This is a genomic window from Methanobrevibacter sp., from assembly GCF_017409525.1.
In the GTDB taxonomy this organism is placed as follows: domain Archaea; phylum Methanobacteriota; class Methanobacteria; order Methanobacteriales; family Methanobacteriaceae; genus Methanocatella.
The window spans coordinates 1-13,422 of the sequence record NZ_JAFQSO010000011.1 but is presented as its reverse complement, the minus strand read 5'-3'; the positions used below and the strand labels follow the sequence as shown (position 1 = coordinate 13,422).

Annotated in this window: 16 protein-coding genes and 1 pseudogene; all 17 read right to left on the bottom strand. The window is 37.5% G+C overall.

Annotation, left to right across the window (positions count from 1 at the left end):
* Positions 1-18 precede the first annotated feature (18 nt).
* Positions 19-1,446 carry a Ni/Fe hydrogenase subunit alpha gene (locus IJE64_RS05065; RefSeq protein WP_292782936.1) on the bottom strand — a complete coding sequence of 476 codons (1,428 nt, stop codon included), beginning with the start codon at positions 1,444-1,446 and terminating at the stop codon, positions 19-21.
* 1 nt (position 1,447) lies between these two features.
* Complete coding sequence (locus tag IJE64_RS05060; protein ID WP_292782933.1) at positions 1,448-2,374, bottom strand: F420-nonreducing hydrogenase; 927 nt, start codon at positions 2,372-2,374, stop codon at positions 1,448-1,450.
* 15 nt (positions 2,375-2,389) lie between these two features.
* Positions 2,390-2,815: a hydrogenase iron-sulfur subunit gene (locus IJE64_RS05055; protein ID WP_292782931.1), complete on the bottom strand. Its 426-nt coding sequence runs from the start codon at positions 2,813-2,815 to the stop codon at positions 2,390-2,392.
* Positions 2,816-3,135: 320 nt separating this feature from the next.
* Complete coding sequence (locus IJE64_RS05050; RefSeq protein ID WP_292782929.1) at positions 3,136-4,386, bottom strand: SufD family Fe-S cluster assembly protein; 1,251 nt, start codon at positions 4,384-4,386, stop codon at positions 3,136-3,138.
* Positions 4,355-5,110: an ABC transporter ATP-binding protein gene (locus IJE64_RS05045; protein WP_292782927.1), complete on the bottom strand. Its 756-nt coding sequence runs from the start codon at positions 5,108-5,110 to the stop codon at positions 4,355-4,357. The genes IJE64_RS05050 and IJE64_RS05045 overlap by 32 nt, the downstream gene beginning before the upstream one ends.
* 120 nt (positions 5,111-5,230) lie before the next feature.
* Positions 5,231-5,497: a PRC-barrel domain-containing protein gene (locus tag IJE64_RS05040; RefSeq protein ID WP_292782924.1), complete on the bottom strand. Its 267-nt coding sequence runs from the start codon at positions 5,495-5,497 to the stop codon at positions 5,231-5,233.
* 55 nt (positions 5,498-5,552) lie between these two features.
* A complete protein-coding gene (locus IJE64_RS05035; protein WP_292782921.1) occupies positions 5,553-6,161 on the bottom strand; it encodes an NTP transferase domain-containing protein in 609 nt (202 codons plus the stop codon).
* 16 nt (positions 6,162-6,177) lie between these two features.
* The gene (locus IJE64_RS05030; RefSeq protein ID WP_292782919.1) at positions 6,178-7,647 is read right to left on the bottom strand and encodes a methanogenesis marker 14 protein; all 1,470 of its coding nucleotides are present in this window, start codon (positions 7,645-7,647) and stop codon (positions 6,178-6,180) included.
* A gap of 139 nt (positions 7,648-7,786) precedes the next feature.
* Positions 7,787-8,719, bottom strand: a complete 933-nt coding sequence (gene mtrH, locus IJE64_RS05025) for a tetrahydromethanopterin S-methyltransferase subunit H (RefSeq protein WP_292782916.1) — start codon at positions 8,717-8,719, stop codon at positions 7,787-7,789.
* Positions 8,720-8,737: 18 nt separating this feature from the next.
* Positions 8,738-8,956 carry a tetrahydromethanopterin S-methyltransferase subunit MtrG gene (mtrG, locus tag IJE64_RS05020; protein ID WP_292782913.1) on the bottom strand — a complete coding sequence of 73 codons (219 nt, stop codon included), beginning with the start codon at positions 8,954-8,956 and terminating at the stop codon, positions 8,738-8,740.
* Positions 8,957-8,966: 10 nt separating this feature from the next.
* Positions 8,967-9,173 (bottom strand): tetrahydromethanopterin S-methyltransferase subunit F, encoded by a 207-nt coding sequence (locus tag IJE64_RS05015; protein WP_292782910.1) that lies wholly within the window; start codon positions 9,171-9,173, stop codon positions 8,967-8,969.
* A gap of 12 nt (positions 9,174-9,185) precedes the next feature.
* Positions 9,186-9,899: a tetrahydromethanopterin S-methyltransferase subunit A gene (mtrA, locus tag IJE64_RS05010; RefSeq protein WP_292782908.1), complete on the bottom strand. Its 714-nt coding sequence runs from the start codon at positions 9,897-9,899 to the stop codon at positions 9,186-9,188.
* Entirely contained in the window at positions 9,900-10,229 is a 330-nt protein-coding gene (mtrB, locus tag IJE64_RS05005; RefSeq protein WP_292782905.1) for a tetrahydromethanopterin S-methyltransferase subunit MtrB, read from the bottom strand.
* A gap of 16 nt (positions 10,230-10,245) precedes the next feature.
* The gene (gene mtrC / locus IJE64_RS05000; protein ID WP_292782903.1) at positions 10,246-11,064 is read right to left on the bottom strand and encodes a tetrahydromethanopterin S-methyltransferase subunit MtrC; all 819 of its coding nucleotides are present in this window, start codon (positions 11,062-11,064) and stop codon (positions 10,246-10,248) included.
* Positions 11,065-11,781 (bottom strand): tetrahydromethanopterin S-methyltransferase subunit D, encoded by a 717-nt coding sequence (gene mtrD / locus IJE64_RS04995; protein ID WP_292782900.1) that lies wholly within the window; start codon positions 11,779-11,781, stop codon positions 11,065-11,067.
* Positions 11,782-11,794: 13 nt separating this feature from the next.
* Complete coding sequence (gene mtrE / locus IJE64_RS04990; protein WP_292782897.1) at positions 11,795-12,673, bottom strand: tetrahydromethanopterin S-methyltransferase subunit E; 879 nt, start codon at positions 12,671-12,673, stop codon at positions 11,795-11,797.
* Between the two features lie 316 nt (positions 12,674-12,989).
* A pseudogene (locus IJE64_RS04985) lies at positions 12,990-13,422 on the bottom strand (methyl-coenzyme M reductase subunit alpha); the annotation flags it as partial.

Below are 13,422 nucleotides of genomic sequence, written 5' to 3'. Positions count from 1 at the left end.
ATAAAAACCCCCTTAAATTTAGAATTTTTTAATGAGGTTTCCTTCACTGTCTACAATATCTACTTCAGCTAATCTCATTTGGCTATCCATTGAGTGGGTAGCACAAGATAAACATGGGTCGTAAGCTCTGATAACCATTTCCATTAAGTTGAAGATACTATCATCTACTTCTACACCAGGTTTGATGTAATCTTTAGCAACTTGGTGAATACCCATTTCCATAGCTGGGTTGTTTTGGATTGTAGCTACAACAATGTTAGCATAATTACATAATCCATTGTCATCAGATTCGTAGTGGTGGATTAAAGTACCACGAGGAGCTTCTACAATACCTACACCTTTACCTTCGGTTCTTTCTAATTCATCTGGGAATTTTTGAGCGGATAAATCTTCTTCTAATGCTGCAGCAGCACATTCAGCTGATGCTAATAATTCTATGAGTCTAGCATAGTTGAATAATAATGGTGCTTGAGCATATCCAAATGCATCACGGAAAGCTTTAAGAGCTTCTTGTGCAAGAGGTGCTTCTTTAGGCATTTGGTCACAGACGTTAATCCTGGATAATGGTGCAACTCTGTAAATACCTTCTGGGTATCCCATTTCTTTAATGTAAGGGAATTTTAACCAGGAGTAAGGTTTTACGTGTTCAGCAACATAGTCGGTATATTCTTCGTTTCTGTATTCAAACATGTCACTACCGTCTTTGTCTCTGAATCTGATGTTACCATTATATACATCCCAAGTTCCATCAGGTTTTACGGTACCACAGTGTCTGGTGTCACCGAAGTTACCTAATGAAGCAATTAAGTCGATGTTTTCTTCAAATACAGGAATAGCTAAATCTAAAGTAGCTTGTGCTAATTCTACGTTTTGTTTAGCTCTTTCAAGTAAGTCTTTTTGAGTTTCATCATCTAATTCGGTTGAAATACCACCAGGAGTGGATGAGGTTGGGTGAATAGGACGACCGCCTATTTTTCTAACCATTTCTAAACCGTTTCTTCTGATGTTAATAGCTTGAAGTGCAATTTCAGGCATGTCTTTAATTACTTGGAAAACGTTTCTAGTTTTTCTGGTTCCATTTGGAATGATTAAATCTGGTGCTGCTAAGAAGTAGAAGTGAAGAGCGTGGGAGTGCATGTAGGAACCCCAGTTCATAATTTCTCTCATTCTGTATGCAGCAGGTAAGATTTCGTAATCATCATATCCGAAGATTTGGTCAACAGCTTTAGCAGCTGCTAAGTGGTGTTGTACATCACAAATACCACAAATACGAGGTACTAATCTTGGTAATTCTTCTACAGGACGACCTGTTAAGAATTTTTCAAAACCTCTGAATTCCATAACGTGTAATCTTGTTTCTTCTACATTTCCAGCATCGTCAAGATGTACTGTAATTTTTGCGTGTCCTTCAATACGAGTGACAGGCTCCATAGTAAGTTTAACCATTTTATTCTCCTCCTTTCTGCATTTTAACTGGTACTAAAGCAGCAGGTAATGTGTAAGTATAGAAAGTACCTACAATATCATCTAATTGATCTGCGACAGTTTCAGGATCAACGGTCTTATCTTCTTGTACACCGTAGTCAGATGCAATCGCACTGATCATTTTTGCTCCTTGATCTAATACTTTAGCAGTAGGACCGTAACATCCTCTACATTGGATACCAATGGAAGGACATTCTGCACCACATAATGATACGGTAGCAGGACCCATACATACTAAACCTTGGGTAATTAAACATAAATCAGGTTCAGGAGCACCTAATTCGAATTGTCTTTTAATGAAGTCCATTGCTAAACCAGCTGGTGGTTTTTCTCTAGGACATACTTCACAGAGGTTAGTTGAAGGTAATTCAATAGTTTCTCCTCTTAATAATGTTAAAATAGCTTCAGCTACAACATCAGAACGAGGTGGGCAACCTGGAATCATTAAGTCAATATCCATAACTTCACCGATAGGTCTTACTCTGCTTTCGAGATGAGGTACATCTTCGTGAGGAATAATACCTTCAGGGTTTACAGTGGATACAGAGTTAATGTATGCTTCTTCTTCTAATTCTTCAACTGTCCATAAGTTTCCAAGACCTGGAATACCACCGTAACATGAACAAGTTCCGTAAGAGATTACCATGTTAGCTTTTTCGTTTAACATTTCAGCTAATTCTCTGTTTTCATCGTTTCTTACTCCACCTTCGACAATAATAATGTCTAATTCAGGGACTTCGTCATATTTAGTATCCATGAGCACAGGGGAAAATTCAAAATCTGCAAATTCCATTACATCAATTAAGGATTCGTGGAAATCCGCAATGGATAAGTGGCAACCGGAACATCCGCCGAACCACATAGTTCCTATTTTAACTTTATCTGCCATATTCATTCCTCCAATCTATTTTTCAGCATCGATTTGTTCTTTCAATGGAGCTGGACCTAAATCTTTGATTCTGTTAACCATCATTTTAACAGATTCAGAGAATTTTTCACCCTCGGATGCAGAAATCCAGTCGTGGTGAACTCTTTCTTTTCCAATTCCCATATCTTCAACTAATCTATAAATTAATCTCATTCTACGATCTAATTTGTAGTTACCAGCGTCATAGTGGCAGTCACCCATGTGACATCCAGCTACAAATACACCGTCAGCACCTTCTTTAAATGCTTTTAAAACAAATTGTGGATCAATTCTTCCAGAACACATTACACGAATAACTCTAATATTCGGTGGGTATTGCATCCTTGCAGTACCTGCTGTGTCTGCTCCTCCATAGGAACACCAGTTGCAACAAAACATTACAATTTTTACATCATCAGCCATAGAGTTTCTCCTCCTCTATAAATATTTTTTTTCCGATTTTAGAAAAATTTGCATCTTTCTAAATCCAATTTTAAAGTTTTTTAAAAAATTTTAAAATTTTTCTTTTAAGGAATACTGTTTAGGTATGCCTTAAAATCACAATTTATGTACTTAATGAGCTAGCTCAGCAGAACATTATGTACTGATTAATATATTTCATTAATAATTAATATAAAGCTTACTTAGAAACTAAAGTCAAAAAGTTTATATACTATGAAACAAGATTTTTAGAAAATAAATATAAAGAAGTTAAATAGAAAAAAAAGAAAAAATAGATGGAATTACATTCCATCAAGACTCATGTCAATCATTCTTTGAGTTTGCTCAGCTAATTCATCAGGAAGACCAGTAATATCCATATTTAAAAATCCTCTTACAATCATGGATTCTGCGTCTTCTTCAGCTATTCCTCTTGAAGTCAAGTAATTAATCTCTTCTTCAGAAATTTTACCGACTGCAGCCTCGTGAGACATTTCCAAGTTTGAGGAACTGGCTTCAAGCTCAGGAACTGCATAGATAAAACTATCATCAGACAATACGAGCCCATGACATTCCAAATGTCCTTTAACATTAGGAACAGTACCTGCCAAGTGTCCCCTTGCATAAATTTTGGATTCGTCTTGAGCAACCGCTCTAGAGATGACTTCGCCTCTAGCTCCTTCAGCATTCAATAAAACCCTTGAGCCAACATCGATAATTGAATCCTTTTTACCTCCCTGAATACTTTGGAAGATTGCTCTTGAATTTTTACCGTCACAATAAGCAGTAGGGAAAGATTGAATTGTGCTTACGGGACTGGTTAAAATATAATTGTTAATGTAGGTTGCATCACCCCCAACTTTAACGCCTGTTCTAGGACGTACTTCAACCTGTTCAGCCCAGTTGTGAACCATTGTGAAAGTGATTTTGGAACCCGGTTTCAAATACATTTCAGACACACCAACGTGCATTGCTGAGCCTACATCATCTCCAGTTGCACATCCTGTAATCAAATGCAATTCTGAATTCTCTTCAGCAATAATAACATTGTGTGCGGTCTGCATAATATCCTCATCACTGATAAACATGCAAGCTTGAACCGGCATCACCTCTTTTGTTCCAGGAAGAGACCTTACAAAGTAACCGCTCTTTACACCAGTTTCCTCTTCTCTTAAAGCGGTTTTTGCAGTGTATTTGTCCGCATCAGGTTTTACGACATTCCAAAGATAATCTTCAAGCCAATTGTATTTTTCCAATGCAATACCGATGTTCATGACTTCGATTGAACTGGACATCGAATTGTTTGTAAAGATATTGCTCTGATCGACTTGTAAAAATGAACCTGACCTATTCTCCTCATTAGTATCCACACCGACTTGAAGAAGGTCTTTTCTGGTTTGTTTGTCCAAATCATTCAAGTCATCAATCATATCCAATGCATTTACAGTTTCATCAGTGAAATTTTCAATAGTAACATCAGCACCTAAAGCTGCTTTTTTATCTTTAGCTCTTTGAGCATCTTCATAAACATTGCGCACACTCAACACATCCATTAAAACCGTTTTTTCTAATATCTTCTAAAATTTCAGTAGGGTTTCCAGAACAAGAGATAACCCCATCAATTAAAACATGCGCCTTATCTGCACTAACAAAGTTTAAAATATAACCTAAGTGAGTAATTAAAAGACCACTTCTTTTTCTTGAACCTTGTGGCTTATCTTTATCCAATAAAGTGCCTATTTCAGAAGCTAACAATTCAACATTTTCAATATCCACACCAGAATCAGGTTCATCAAACATGGTGAAATCCGGCATTTGAGCCAACAACTGCAAGATTTCAGAACGTTTTACTTCTCCCCCAGAGAATCCCAGATTAACATCCCTGTCTAAAAATTCATCGCTGAACTTGAGCTGCTTAGCCAATTCCTGCATTCTAGGATTCAATTCTTCGTCCATATCCTGATGAGATTCTATTTTTAATAAGTCCCTTACAGAAACACCTCTAATTGAAGGAGGTGTTTGGAAACTTACTCCAATACCTAATTTGACTCTTTCAGCAGTAGTTAATTTTGTAATATCCTGGCCTTTGAATTTAATGGAACCTTGAACTACTTCGTATTGTGGAAAACCTAAAATGGTTAAAAACAAAGTACTTTTACCGGCACCATTAGGCCCTAAAAGAACATGAGTTTCCCCTTCATCAATGGAGAGATTGATATCTTTTAAAACTCTTTTTCCAGCCACTTCAACTGCCAAATTTTCTATTTCAAGCAACATACAATCACCTTTAAAAAATAAAATATGAATTTGTTTTATACTATAATAATTATAGCATTACTAAATATAAATAGTTAACAATAGTTAGAAAAAATAAATAAAAAAAGAGAATAACTGAAATTATTCAGTTACAATAATAAATTCGCCGACTTTTTCAACTTTAGCAAAAGGAACTAACAATAAGTCTCCATTTCTTTTAGCGCCTTTTACATGAATATTACGGTCACTTTCAACCCTAATAGCTATATCAACAATTTTACCTGTTTTTTCATTAATGATCAATTCATCCAATACACCAAGAATACGTGCATTGTTGGTAGCTACTTGATAGTTTCTGATTTCACTCCATAATTTTTCTTCTCTTTTAGGAATTTGTTTATTTTCCATTTAATCACCTAATAAAAATTAAATTCAATTATATAAATATATAACTTCATTATATTTAAACATAATATTCTTTGTAAAATTTTTCAGCAACTTTGCTATCCAAAAGAGTATTAATATTCAATGCCAATTCCTTTTTTGCAATGATTAGCTGGTCTTCATCCTGAACAATATTAATGCTTCTCAAAACATTCAACCCCGAAGGGACATATCCATTGAATTCATATGAATAGTTCAATCCCAACTCCTTAAAAATCTCAACTGGAACTAATGTGGACAGCGCATCTTTATCAGACTTAAAATAATACTCCAATACGCAATCAATGGTTTCAGTTGATATAAAAGGCAAATCGGCATTAATGAACAATAGCGTGTCATCACTGGACTTCTTTTCAAAGTAATCTAAAATAAATGACAAATCAGTCAGGTAGTCATCACCGGATGTATCCAATATATCAAAATTTCCTTCAAAAGACTTAAGATATTCTGTAGTTTCACGGGTGTGATGGCTAACTGCAATAACGATTTTGTCAATCAATTTAGAGGCATTCAGATTGTCAAGCACATATTTAATTAATGGTTTGCCGCATAATTTAAAAAGAGGTTTTTCGCAAGGAACTTCTAGCCTAGTTCCTCTACCTCCAGCCATCAAAACTGCATAAATCATGACAAACCACATGCGCTTAAGCGAATTTTCCGCCAGCCATTTTCATACGATCTTTAAGAATACATCTGCCGCCCTGTTTACCTCCAATAGGAACTTTAGGAGTACCCATTGAGTTCATGCAACGAGCCATGATTGCAGAACCTAATGCAAGACCATCCTCTACAAATACGATTTTCTCAAACTTATCCTGAACGGCTTCCAAAATAAGTTGCGGTTTGCGTCCTGTAATACCTGCCCTACCGGTAATGCCTAAAGCAGAGCCCGGAATGATGACGTTTTCCTTAAATGCAACATCCAAACATCTTGTAACGATATTGGTACTTACATAATCCAAGGTTGAAAGCAAGGTTGGAAGACCGTACTCATCATAGAACTGTGCACCGACATCCATCAGTTCAGGCAATTTATCCCCGTTGAATCCAACATCACAACCGATTAATGTTGTTCCGGCATTATTGGCCGCTTCAGGATTTACAGGAACTGTACCAAACCTTTCAACATCCATCGGAACTTTGGTAATGTTGATTAGTTTATGGGCTTCAAGGGCATTTGCTTCAGCCTGCTTGTGATCTGCTTTTTTCATTGCCTTATCAGAATATATATCCAATGCCGCACCGTTTTTCTTGTCAATCAACCCAGAACCCCTAGCTAAAGAGTCGCTGACAACACCTGCAAGACCCAAAAAGTTTCCTACAGTGTTCGCATATGGTTCATTATCATTAACTATACGGCCGGCTAAAGTTGATCCAAAGTCCAAAGATACACAAGGGTTTCTGTAATCCACATCTGTCCATTTAGCGCCCAACTTTATTCCAGCAGTAACAAGTTCACCTTCCATCTCATTAGCAACTGTTTCCTTACCTTCAGGAGGAACTACACTAACAACCGCCCCATCAAACATGATGTTTTCCAAAAGGGTGTGCCTATGCAACTTCTCAGGAAGCTGTGACACGCTCATTGCAGGAGACATCTTACGAGGTGGAATATCAGCTTCAAGACAACCGTCAGCAAGCGCGATGATTAATTGGCCCGCTTCCTCTGCGGTTGCAAAACCTGCAGTTACACCAGTTGACCTAACAACGAAATCCAAATCCTCATCTTTATCCACACGACATTTCTTAAGAGATTCTAAAACAGTATCCCTAATAAGTTCAGTGACAGCTTCTTTTGAAAGCTCAATTCCCCAAACGGTTTTACCGAACACCTCTTCAGTTGGTTTAGGCGGTCTGATATCCCTTGTCATTTTAACTGTTTTATTAAGCAAATAAGATTCACTAGTGTTCAAATTGGTTGCCATGACAATGCATTTGGTTGTTGTATTACCTAACTCGACAGAAGCAGTGACATAAAAAACATCAGGTTTCTTAACGGCACCCGGACTTGCAGGGCCCGCTTGCTGTGCAGTTAAAGATGCCAAATTACCTTCCTTAGAATGAGCAATAATAGGTTTTGGACCTCTATTAAAAATTTTACTTAAAAAAGACATTTTATAACCTCAATTAAAACTTAGTTATAAATATCTTTTTATGATAATATAAATTTTATCAAATAATTTTAAAAAAAGTGTTGAAAAAATAGAAAAAAATGATTAGATGAATGTTTTCATCTAATCGGGACCCTTTTGTTTATAATAAGTTGTTAATTGGGTGGTCTTCTACAGGTTCGGTACCGATATCTTTTGCTGCTTCAGCAATCATAATATCAGCCATACCACATGCAGGGAATGCAAGTTTTGAGTTTTCGATTGGTCCGAAAAGAACGAAGTCTCCACCAGCCATTTGTTGAACAATGTTTGAACCAATATCACAAACAGGCCATGCTTCTTTGTGTTCTTTTTTGTATCCTCTTAACCAGTCCCATGCGGAAGGTACGTTGTGAATACCTGATCCTACTGGGTATCCCCATTTAGCTTTTACTGCGTAAGCAGTTCTTACTGCAGGTCCTGCACCTTGACCTAATGGAGTAACAGCTACGTCCATCCATGGTTTGGTGATTCCACATTCATCAGCCATTTCAAGAATACCTTGGTCGATTACAGATCCACCAGTTTCCCAAATTTCGATTTTACCTTCTACACCAGGAGTCATTGGGTTGAAACCTAATAGAATGGATGCATCGATGTCTGAGTTTTTAACAGCTTCGATTTCACCAGGTTCTGCTGCCATACTTAAAGAGTTGTAAACAGCCCTATCAGCTAATCCTGCATCTTGAACATATTCTACACCTGCAATTTTTGCAGATGCTGCAGTTGAGTCGATAAGGAAAGGTTTGTCACAGACGTCCCCTACAAATTCTAAGTATTTTACCATAGCTTCACCAGTAGCACCGAAAGTTTGTACAACACAAGGGTTTCCGGTTACATCAGACATTTCTTCCATAGTTTTAATTAATCCATCAGCAGCGTCTTTATCAAAGTCACCTGCTTTTTCATCACTAATAATTTTGTGTCCGCCGTAAAAGATAGTTCCTGCTAAAACGGTAGGGTATTCACCAGGTTGACCCCCCATTTTTACTCCGTTCATATCTACGACGAGTTGTTCTTTATCAAATCTAAACATAAGTACGAACCTCCTTAATTAGATTACACCGAATTTAATAATTGTAATTAAAATTATTAATCCTAGTATAATACCATATAATATACCAACATCCCTACCAGATTGTTGGCCTAAACGTTGATAATATTCCCCAACAGTGAAATCAACTTTTTCTTCAGCATCATCTAATTTTGCTGCGATTGCATTGAAATCATCTGCTGAAACCATAACTTGAGGTATTGAATCTCCTTCACTCATAATAACACCTCTATAATCCACATGCTTTTGCAAGGGCTGGAATAATTACAACTAAAAGAACAGCTATGCACATACCAATAGCAAATCCTTTTACTCTAGTCGCTAGTAAACCTGCGAACAATTTTCCGTCTCTTGCAATAAGTTTTGAACTGTATTCTGCATCTTCTGCAGCGTTTTTCATTCCGCCAATATTTGGTTTATTAGAAATTTGCACCATAATTAAACCTCCTTATAACAAGAATAAAGCCCCAATCACTAAAGTGAAAGCTAATCCGATCATTATTCCTTGGACTTTACCGGCATAATTACCTGCCATATTTCTTTGGACAGCACCGACCATGTCGATTTTAGTGTTAATATCTCTGATTCTTGCTTCAATAAGAGCAGTTTCAGCAGATACAACTTTCATTTCTTCTCCATCGTCATCATCGTCGCCATCCTCATCAACGGAAATAACCATAGCTTCTTCTTCAAAAGCACCAGGATCTTTTTCTACACATTCTTTAATTTTTGAGTTAATTGCTCCAGTATCTTCTGTATCAATTAAATCAACAATTTCCAATTGATTTTGGAACCTTTCAATACCATCGAGTGGAATATTTTCTACGAAAGGAATAGCACCGGTTGCACCGATAATTTTCTTTTTATCTGGGTCCGCACCATTTTCATATAATGCCTTAATACTTTGACCAGTAATGTGTCCTTGTACTTCAGCACCAGTTACAATTAAGAAACGGATGTTAGGATTTGAAATAATGTTTGCAACAACTTTTTCTATTCCTAAGTTTTCTGTTTTACATGGACCTGCAATAGCTGCTCCAGATAAATCTGCTTCAATGTGAGAAGCAAGAGTAGTTACAGCAACAGGGCTTTCAGGATCACCTACAATGTAATCCCCACTAATAACTGGCCAGCCGTCTGCAGGAGCTTTTTTATCAGCCATCTATAATACCCCCAACGCTTGTAAAATCGGGAATGCAGCGAATATGATGAAAGATGCTAATAAGAATCCATATACCATGTTTGTTAACATTCCTGCAGTAATATATGAGCCTTCCCTTCCAGGGAAAGATCCAACAGGACTTGTATATGGGTCTAATGAAGCCATTAATTCATCAGCAGCCAATTCCACTTTTGCTACTTGTTCATTTACGTCATCCATAGAGAGGAGCACAACTCCTGAACCTAAAGATGATCCGATAACCCCAGTTACAGGGTCTAATGCGAAATTCATTTCAGGTATAACCTGAATCATAGGTAACATTTGAGCCATATTTATTCCTCCTATTCTATTCTCCTACTTCAGGCCATAAACCAGCCCATTTGGTTGAAGCTGCATCATTACATGAAGCAATTACAAATGCTCTGAATGAGATGATCCATCCAATTAAACCTACGATGAATACAATGAACCATGAGATTCCATCAAGACTTAAAGCCATGAGACCAGTAATAGTCATGGATAAAAATGCAGTGGATGCTGCACATTTGAGGGTTCTTACTTGGTCTTCGTTAGGTCCTAAACATGCGTTGAATGGGTGTTGGATAGCCATGGTACACATAATGAATAATACAGCAATTAAACCAGTTGCAACAACTTTATCGAAGATAAGAGTCATGTCGTAACTGCCTGCAATAGCAACAGCGAATCCTAAAATTGATAATGCAGCAGCACCAGCAATTTCAATAGTACATTGAAGCATGATTGGGATTTTCATACCTACAATTTTAGTTGCAACAATTGCGATAATTGCACCGATAACTACAGCAATGACAAAAGCTGCGACAGGTCCGGCTATTGGCATTTTTATTAAAGTGTTTGTTAAAACAATACCAGTTAAAGCAGCGATAACACCAACAGAAAGGGACATGTACCCAATAGATGGTACACCAGTACCTAAACCGTAACTTGCTACTCTACGAATTGCATCTGATCCCCAAACAATAGCGAGGACTGCACCGATAGCAGCAATGACTGGGCCTACAACTGATCCTAAAAATCCGGATAAATATATACAAAGTAATCCGCCAACGATACCTAAAGCTAATAAGAGAGTTGAGCTTACTGCACCTGCAGCTGCACCGTCAGCACTTCCACCAGCAGACATTTAGATACCTCCAGTTAAAATAACACAAAATATTCCGACAACGATAGATGCGATAGCACAAGCAATAGCTCCAGTTCCAATCCTTTTGAATTTTGGATCGTGCATACCTTCAATGGTACCACCAATGTTATAAGAAGCAATTACTGAGTTAATAAAGAACACACCTACACCTCCAATAGCAGCAATTCCGACAGCTACTGCAGGTTCTACTCCTAATTTACCAGCATCAATAGCACTATAAAGTGCCCAGTAGACAAGTCCTCCACCGAAACCACCAAGAAGTCCTCCAATAAGACCACTTATGAATGAAGTGAGAGGTACACCGTGACCTTCGGTACCAGGAGTTTTGTAAATTTCTTGGTTACGTTTGGTAATCCAGTCCACAGGAACTTTAGATGCAGCAGGAACTACACCTACACCGAAAATGTAGATTAAGTTTGCAATGAGCATGGTAATACCCATCATGATCATAGCACCAATAGCTCCGCCAATACCAACTATATAGAATGCCGGCATCGCTTCACCAGGGATAATCATTGATGCGGCAGTAATAAGACCTGTTAAACCTGCACCAGCAGCTAACATAGCAGTACCAGTACCTACACCGGTAGCTGTTGCCATAGCTGCAGGAGCTCCTCCTACAGGGATAAAGTGCACACCTGCACCAATCATAATACCGCCTATTGCGATGAATAAAATTAATGTAATTGGATCCATAATCGAAACCTCCTTATTCTTCCTCATATGGTCCATATTGGTTTCTTGCAAATACTTCTAATCTATCATCGATAATGATCAATAAGATGATGATTATAATACCAACAATAATACCGCCAGTTATTCCGAATACTACTGTATTCCAGAAACTAAAGAATACAACGAGACCGAAACAGAAACCAGTTAATGGTCCACCGAATTTAGCACAGAAGTTTACTACATCCATAGAGTTTTTAGCACCTAATGGAGCTTTAGTTACAATATCCCCTTGAATAGCTACAGGGGTTCCTCCACCAAATTCGAATTTTTGATATTCGCTTTCTGCACCGTAATGAACATCCCCGGTTGAAGAACCGATAGCACCTAGAGCAATACCCCAAAGTACTGCTAAGAGTGGTAATGGGAATACATGTAATGCAACACCATTAATTGGAAGAATCATTAAGTATGAAATTCCAACAATACAAAAACTAGTTATAAATCCGTGACCTGCGATAGGTCCTAAAGATTGTGTTAATACATCCATAAATAATGGTTGTTCAAATTGGGATTGTCCAACAATCCTTCCCATGTGGGATGTAACAGTATAAATAGAGTGAACAAAAGCAGCGACACAAGCACCAACTGCAATAGCAACGATTGGCATAATATTTAAAGCCAACAACATACTTGCAATAGCACCAGCAACACCACACCAAACACCATAAGCGACTGGTTCACCAGAAGTCGCCTTGTTTATCATACGGTGTAAATGTCCCATCTGTGGAGCGAGTTGAACTTGAGAGTTAGGGTTACTTTGAGAACCGATATCTGATTCTAAGTCCTCTGCAGCCCCTCCGATTGTAGCAACTGCACCCATTAATGCAACTACACCTAATGTTACAGGGTCCATAATTTTTTTCCTCCATATTTTTTATTAAATTGATCATTTAATAAACGTGAAATGATTTTATTTAAATGATTTTGTTCCTTACAAAAATCACCTTTGACTACAATAATATCATATGTTAATTATTGTATACTAATACTTTTTTTAAATCATTAATATAAATGTTTTGGAATTTTTCAAGTAAACTTGATTTTTGTATATCAGAATTGCAACAACATTTATATATCAACACTGAAAATGTTTGATTTTATCAAGTGAACTTGATTTTTTATAAAGGAATAGGTAGGTGATAAAATCACCTACCTACGTGTTTATATCTCTATTTTGCTGGGGTAATAGCAGTTCTTTCACCAGCAGGTTCGAATTCTCTTAATGCACCTTTAGCAAATTGAGCACGTACTTGACTGAAGTCGAATACTAAGTTTTTGTCAGCAAATGCGATTTTTACTAATGGGTTGAAAGCCCAAGCGTCTCCACGTGCGGAGTGAGGTGCTTGTGAGATACCAGCGTATTCACCTTGGTGACCTACGTTCATTGCGTAGTTAGGATAGTTAGGTCCTCTCATTTCGAGTGGTAATCCTTCATCGTTTCTGATGGAGAATACGTTAGCTGCACCACATTGGTCTTGTAAATCGAAACCGTAGAATCCTAATCTGGAGTGTTGTTCTTTGTGTAAGTACATGGATAAGTACCATGCGCTTAAACCAGTTTGTGCATTACCAGTAGCGAATGCAGTGGAACAACCAGCAGCT

Coding starts and splice junctions, on each gene's coding strand:
- IJE64_RS05065 (WP_292782936.1), bottom strand. CDS start 1,446: ATGGTTAAACTTACTATGGAGCCTGTCACTCGTATTGAAGGACACGCA.
- IJE64_RS05060 (WP_292782933.1), bottom strand. CDS start 2,374: ATGGCAGATAAAGTTAAAATAGGAACTATGTGGTTCGGCGGATGTTCC.
- IJE64_RS05055 (WP_292782931.1), bottom strand. CDS start 2,815: ATGGCTGATGATGTAAAAATTGTAATGTTTTGTTGCAACTGGTGTTCC.
- IJE64_RS05050 (WP_292782929.1), bottom strand. CDS start 4,386: ATGGATGTGTTGAGTGTGCGCAATGTTTATGAAGATGCTCAAAGAGCT.
- IJE64_RS05045 (WP_292782927.1), bottom strand. CDS start 5,110: ATGTTGCTTGAAATAGAAAATTTGGCAGTTGAAGTGGCTGGAAAAAGA.
- IJE64_RS05040 (WP_292782924.1), bottom strand. CDS start 5,497: ATGGAAAATAAACAAATTCCTAAAAGAGAAGAAAAATTATGGAGTGAA.
- IJE64_RS05035 (WP_292782921.1), bottom strand. CDS start 6,161: ATGATTTATGCAGTTTTGATGGCTGGAGGTAGAGGAACTAGGCTAGAA.
- IJE64_RS05030 (WP_292782919.1), bottom strand. CDS start 7,647: ATGTCTTTTTTAAGTAAAATTTTTAATAGAGGTCCAAAACCTATTATT.
- mtrH (WP_292782916.1), bottom strand. CDS start 8,719: ATGTTTAGATTTGATAAAGAACAACTCGTCGTAGATATGAACGGAGTA.
- mtrG (WP_292782913.1), bottom strand. CDS start 8,956: ATGAGTGAAGGAGATTCAATACCTCAAGTTATGGTTTCAGCAGATGAT.
- IJE64_RS05015 (WP_292782910.1), bottom strand. CDS start 9,173: ATGGTGCAAATTTCTAATAAACCAAATATTGGCGGAATGAAAAACGCT.
- mtrA (WP_292782908.1), bottom strand. CDS start 9,899: ATGGCTGATAAAAAAGCTCCTGCAGACGGCTGGCCAGTTATTAGTGGG.
- mtrB (WP_292782905.1), bottom strand. CDS start 10,229: ATGGCTCAAATGTTACCTATGATTCAGGTTATACCTGAAATGAATTTC.
- mtrC (WP_292782903.1), bottom strand. CDS start 11,064: ATGTCTGCTGGTGGAAGTGCTGACGGTGCAGCTGCAGGTGCAGTAAGC.
- mtrD (WP_292782900.1), bottom strand. CDS start 11,781: ATGGATCCAATTACATTAATTTTATTCATCGCAATAGGCGGTATTATG.
- mtrE (WP_292782897.1), bottom strand. CDS start 12,673: ATGGACCCTGTAACATTAGGTGTAGTTGCATTAATGGGTGCAGTTGCT.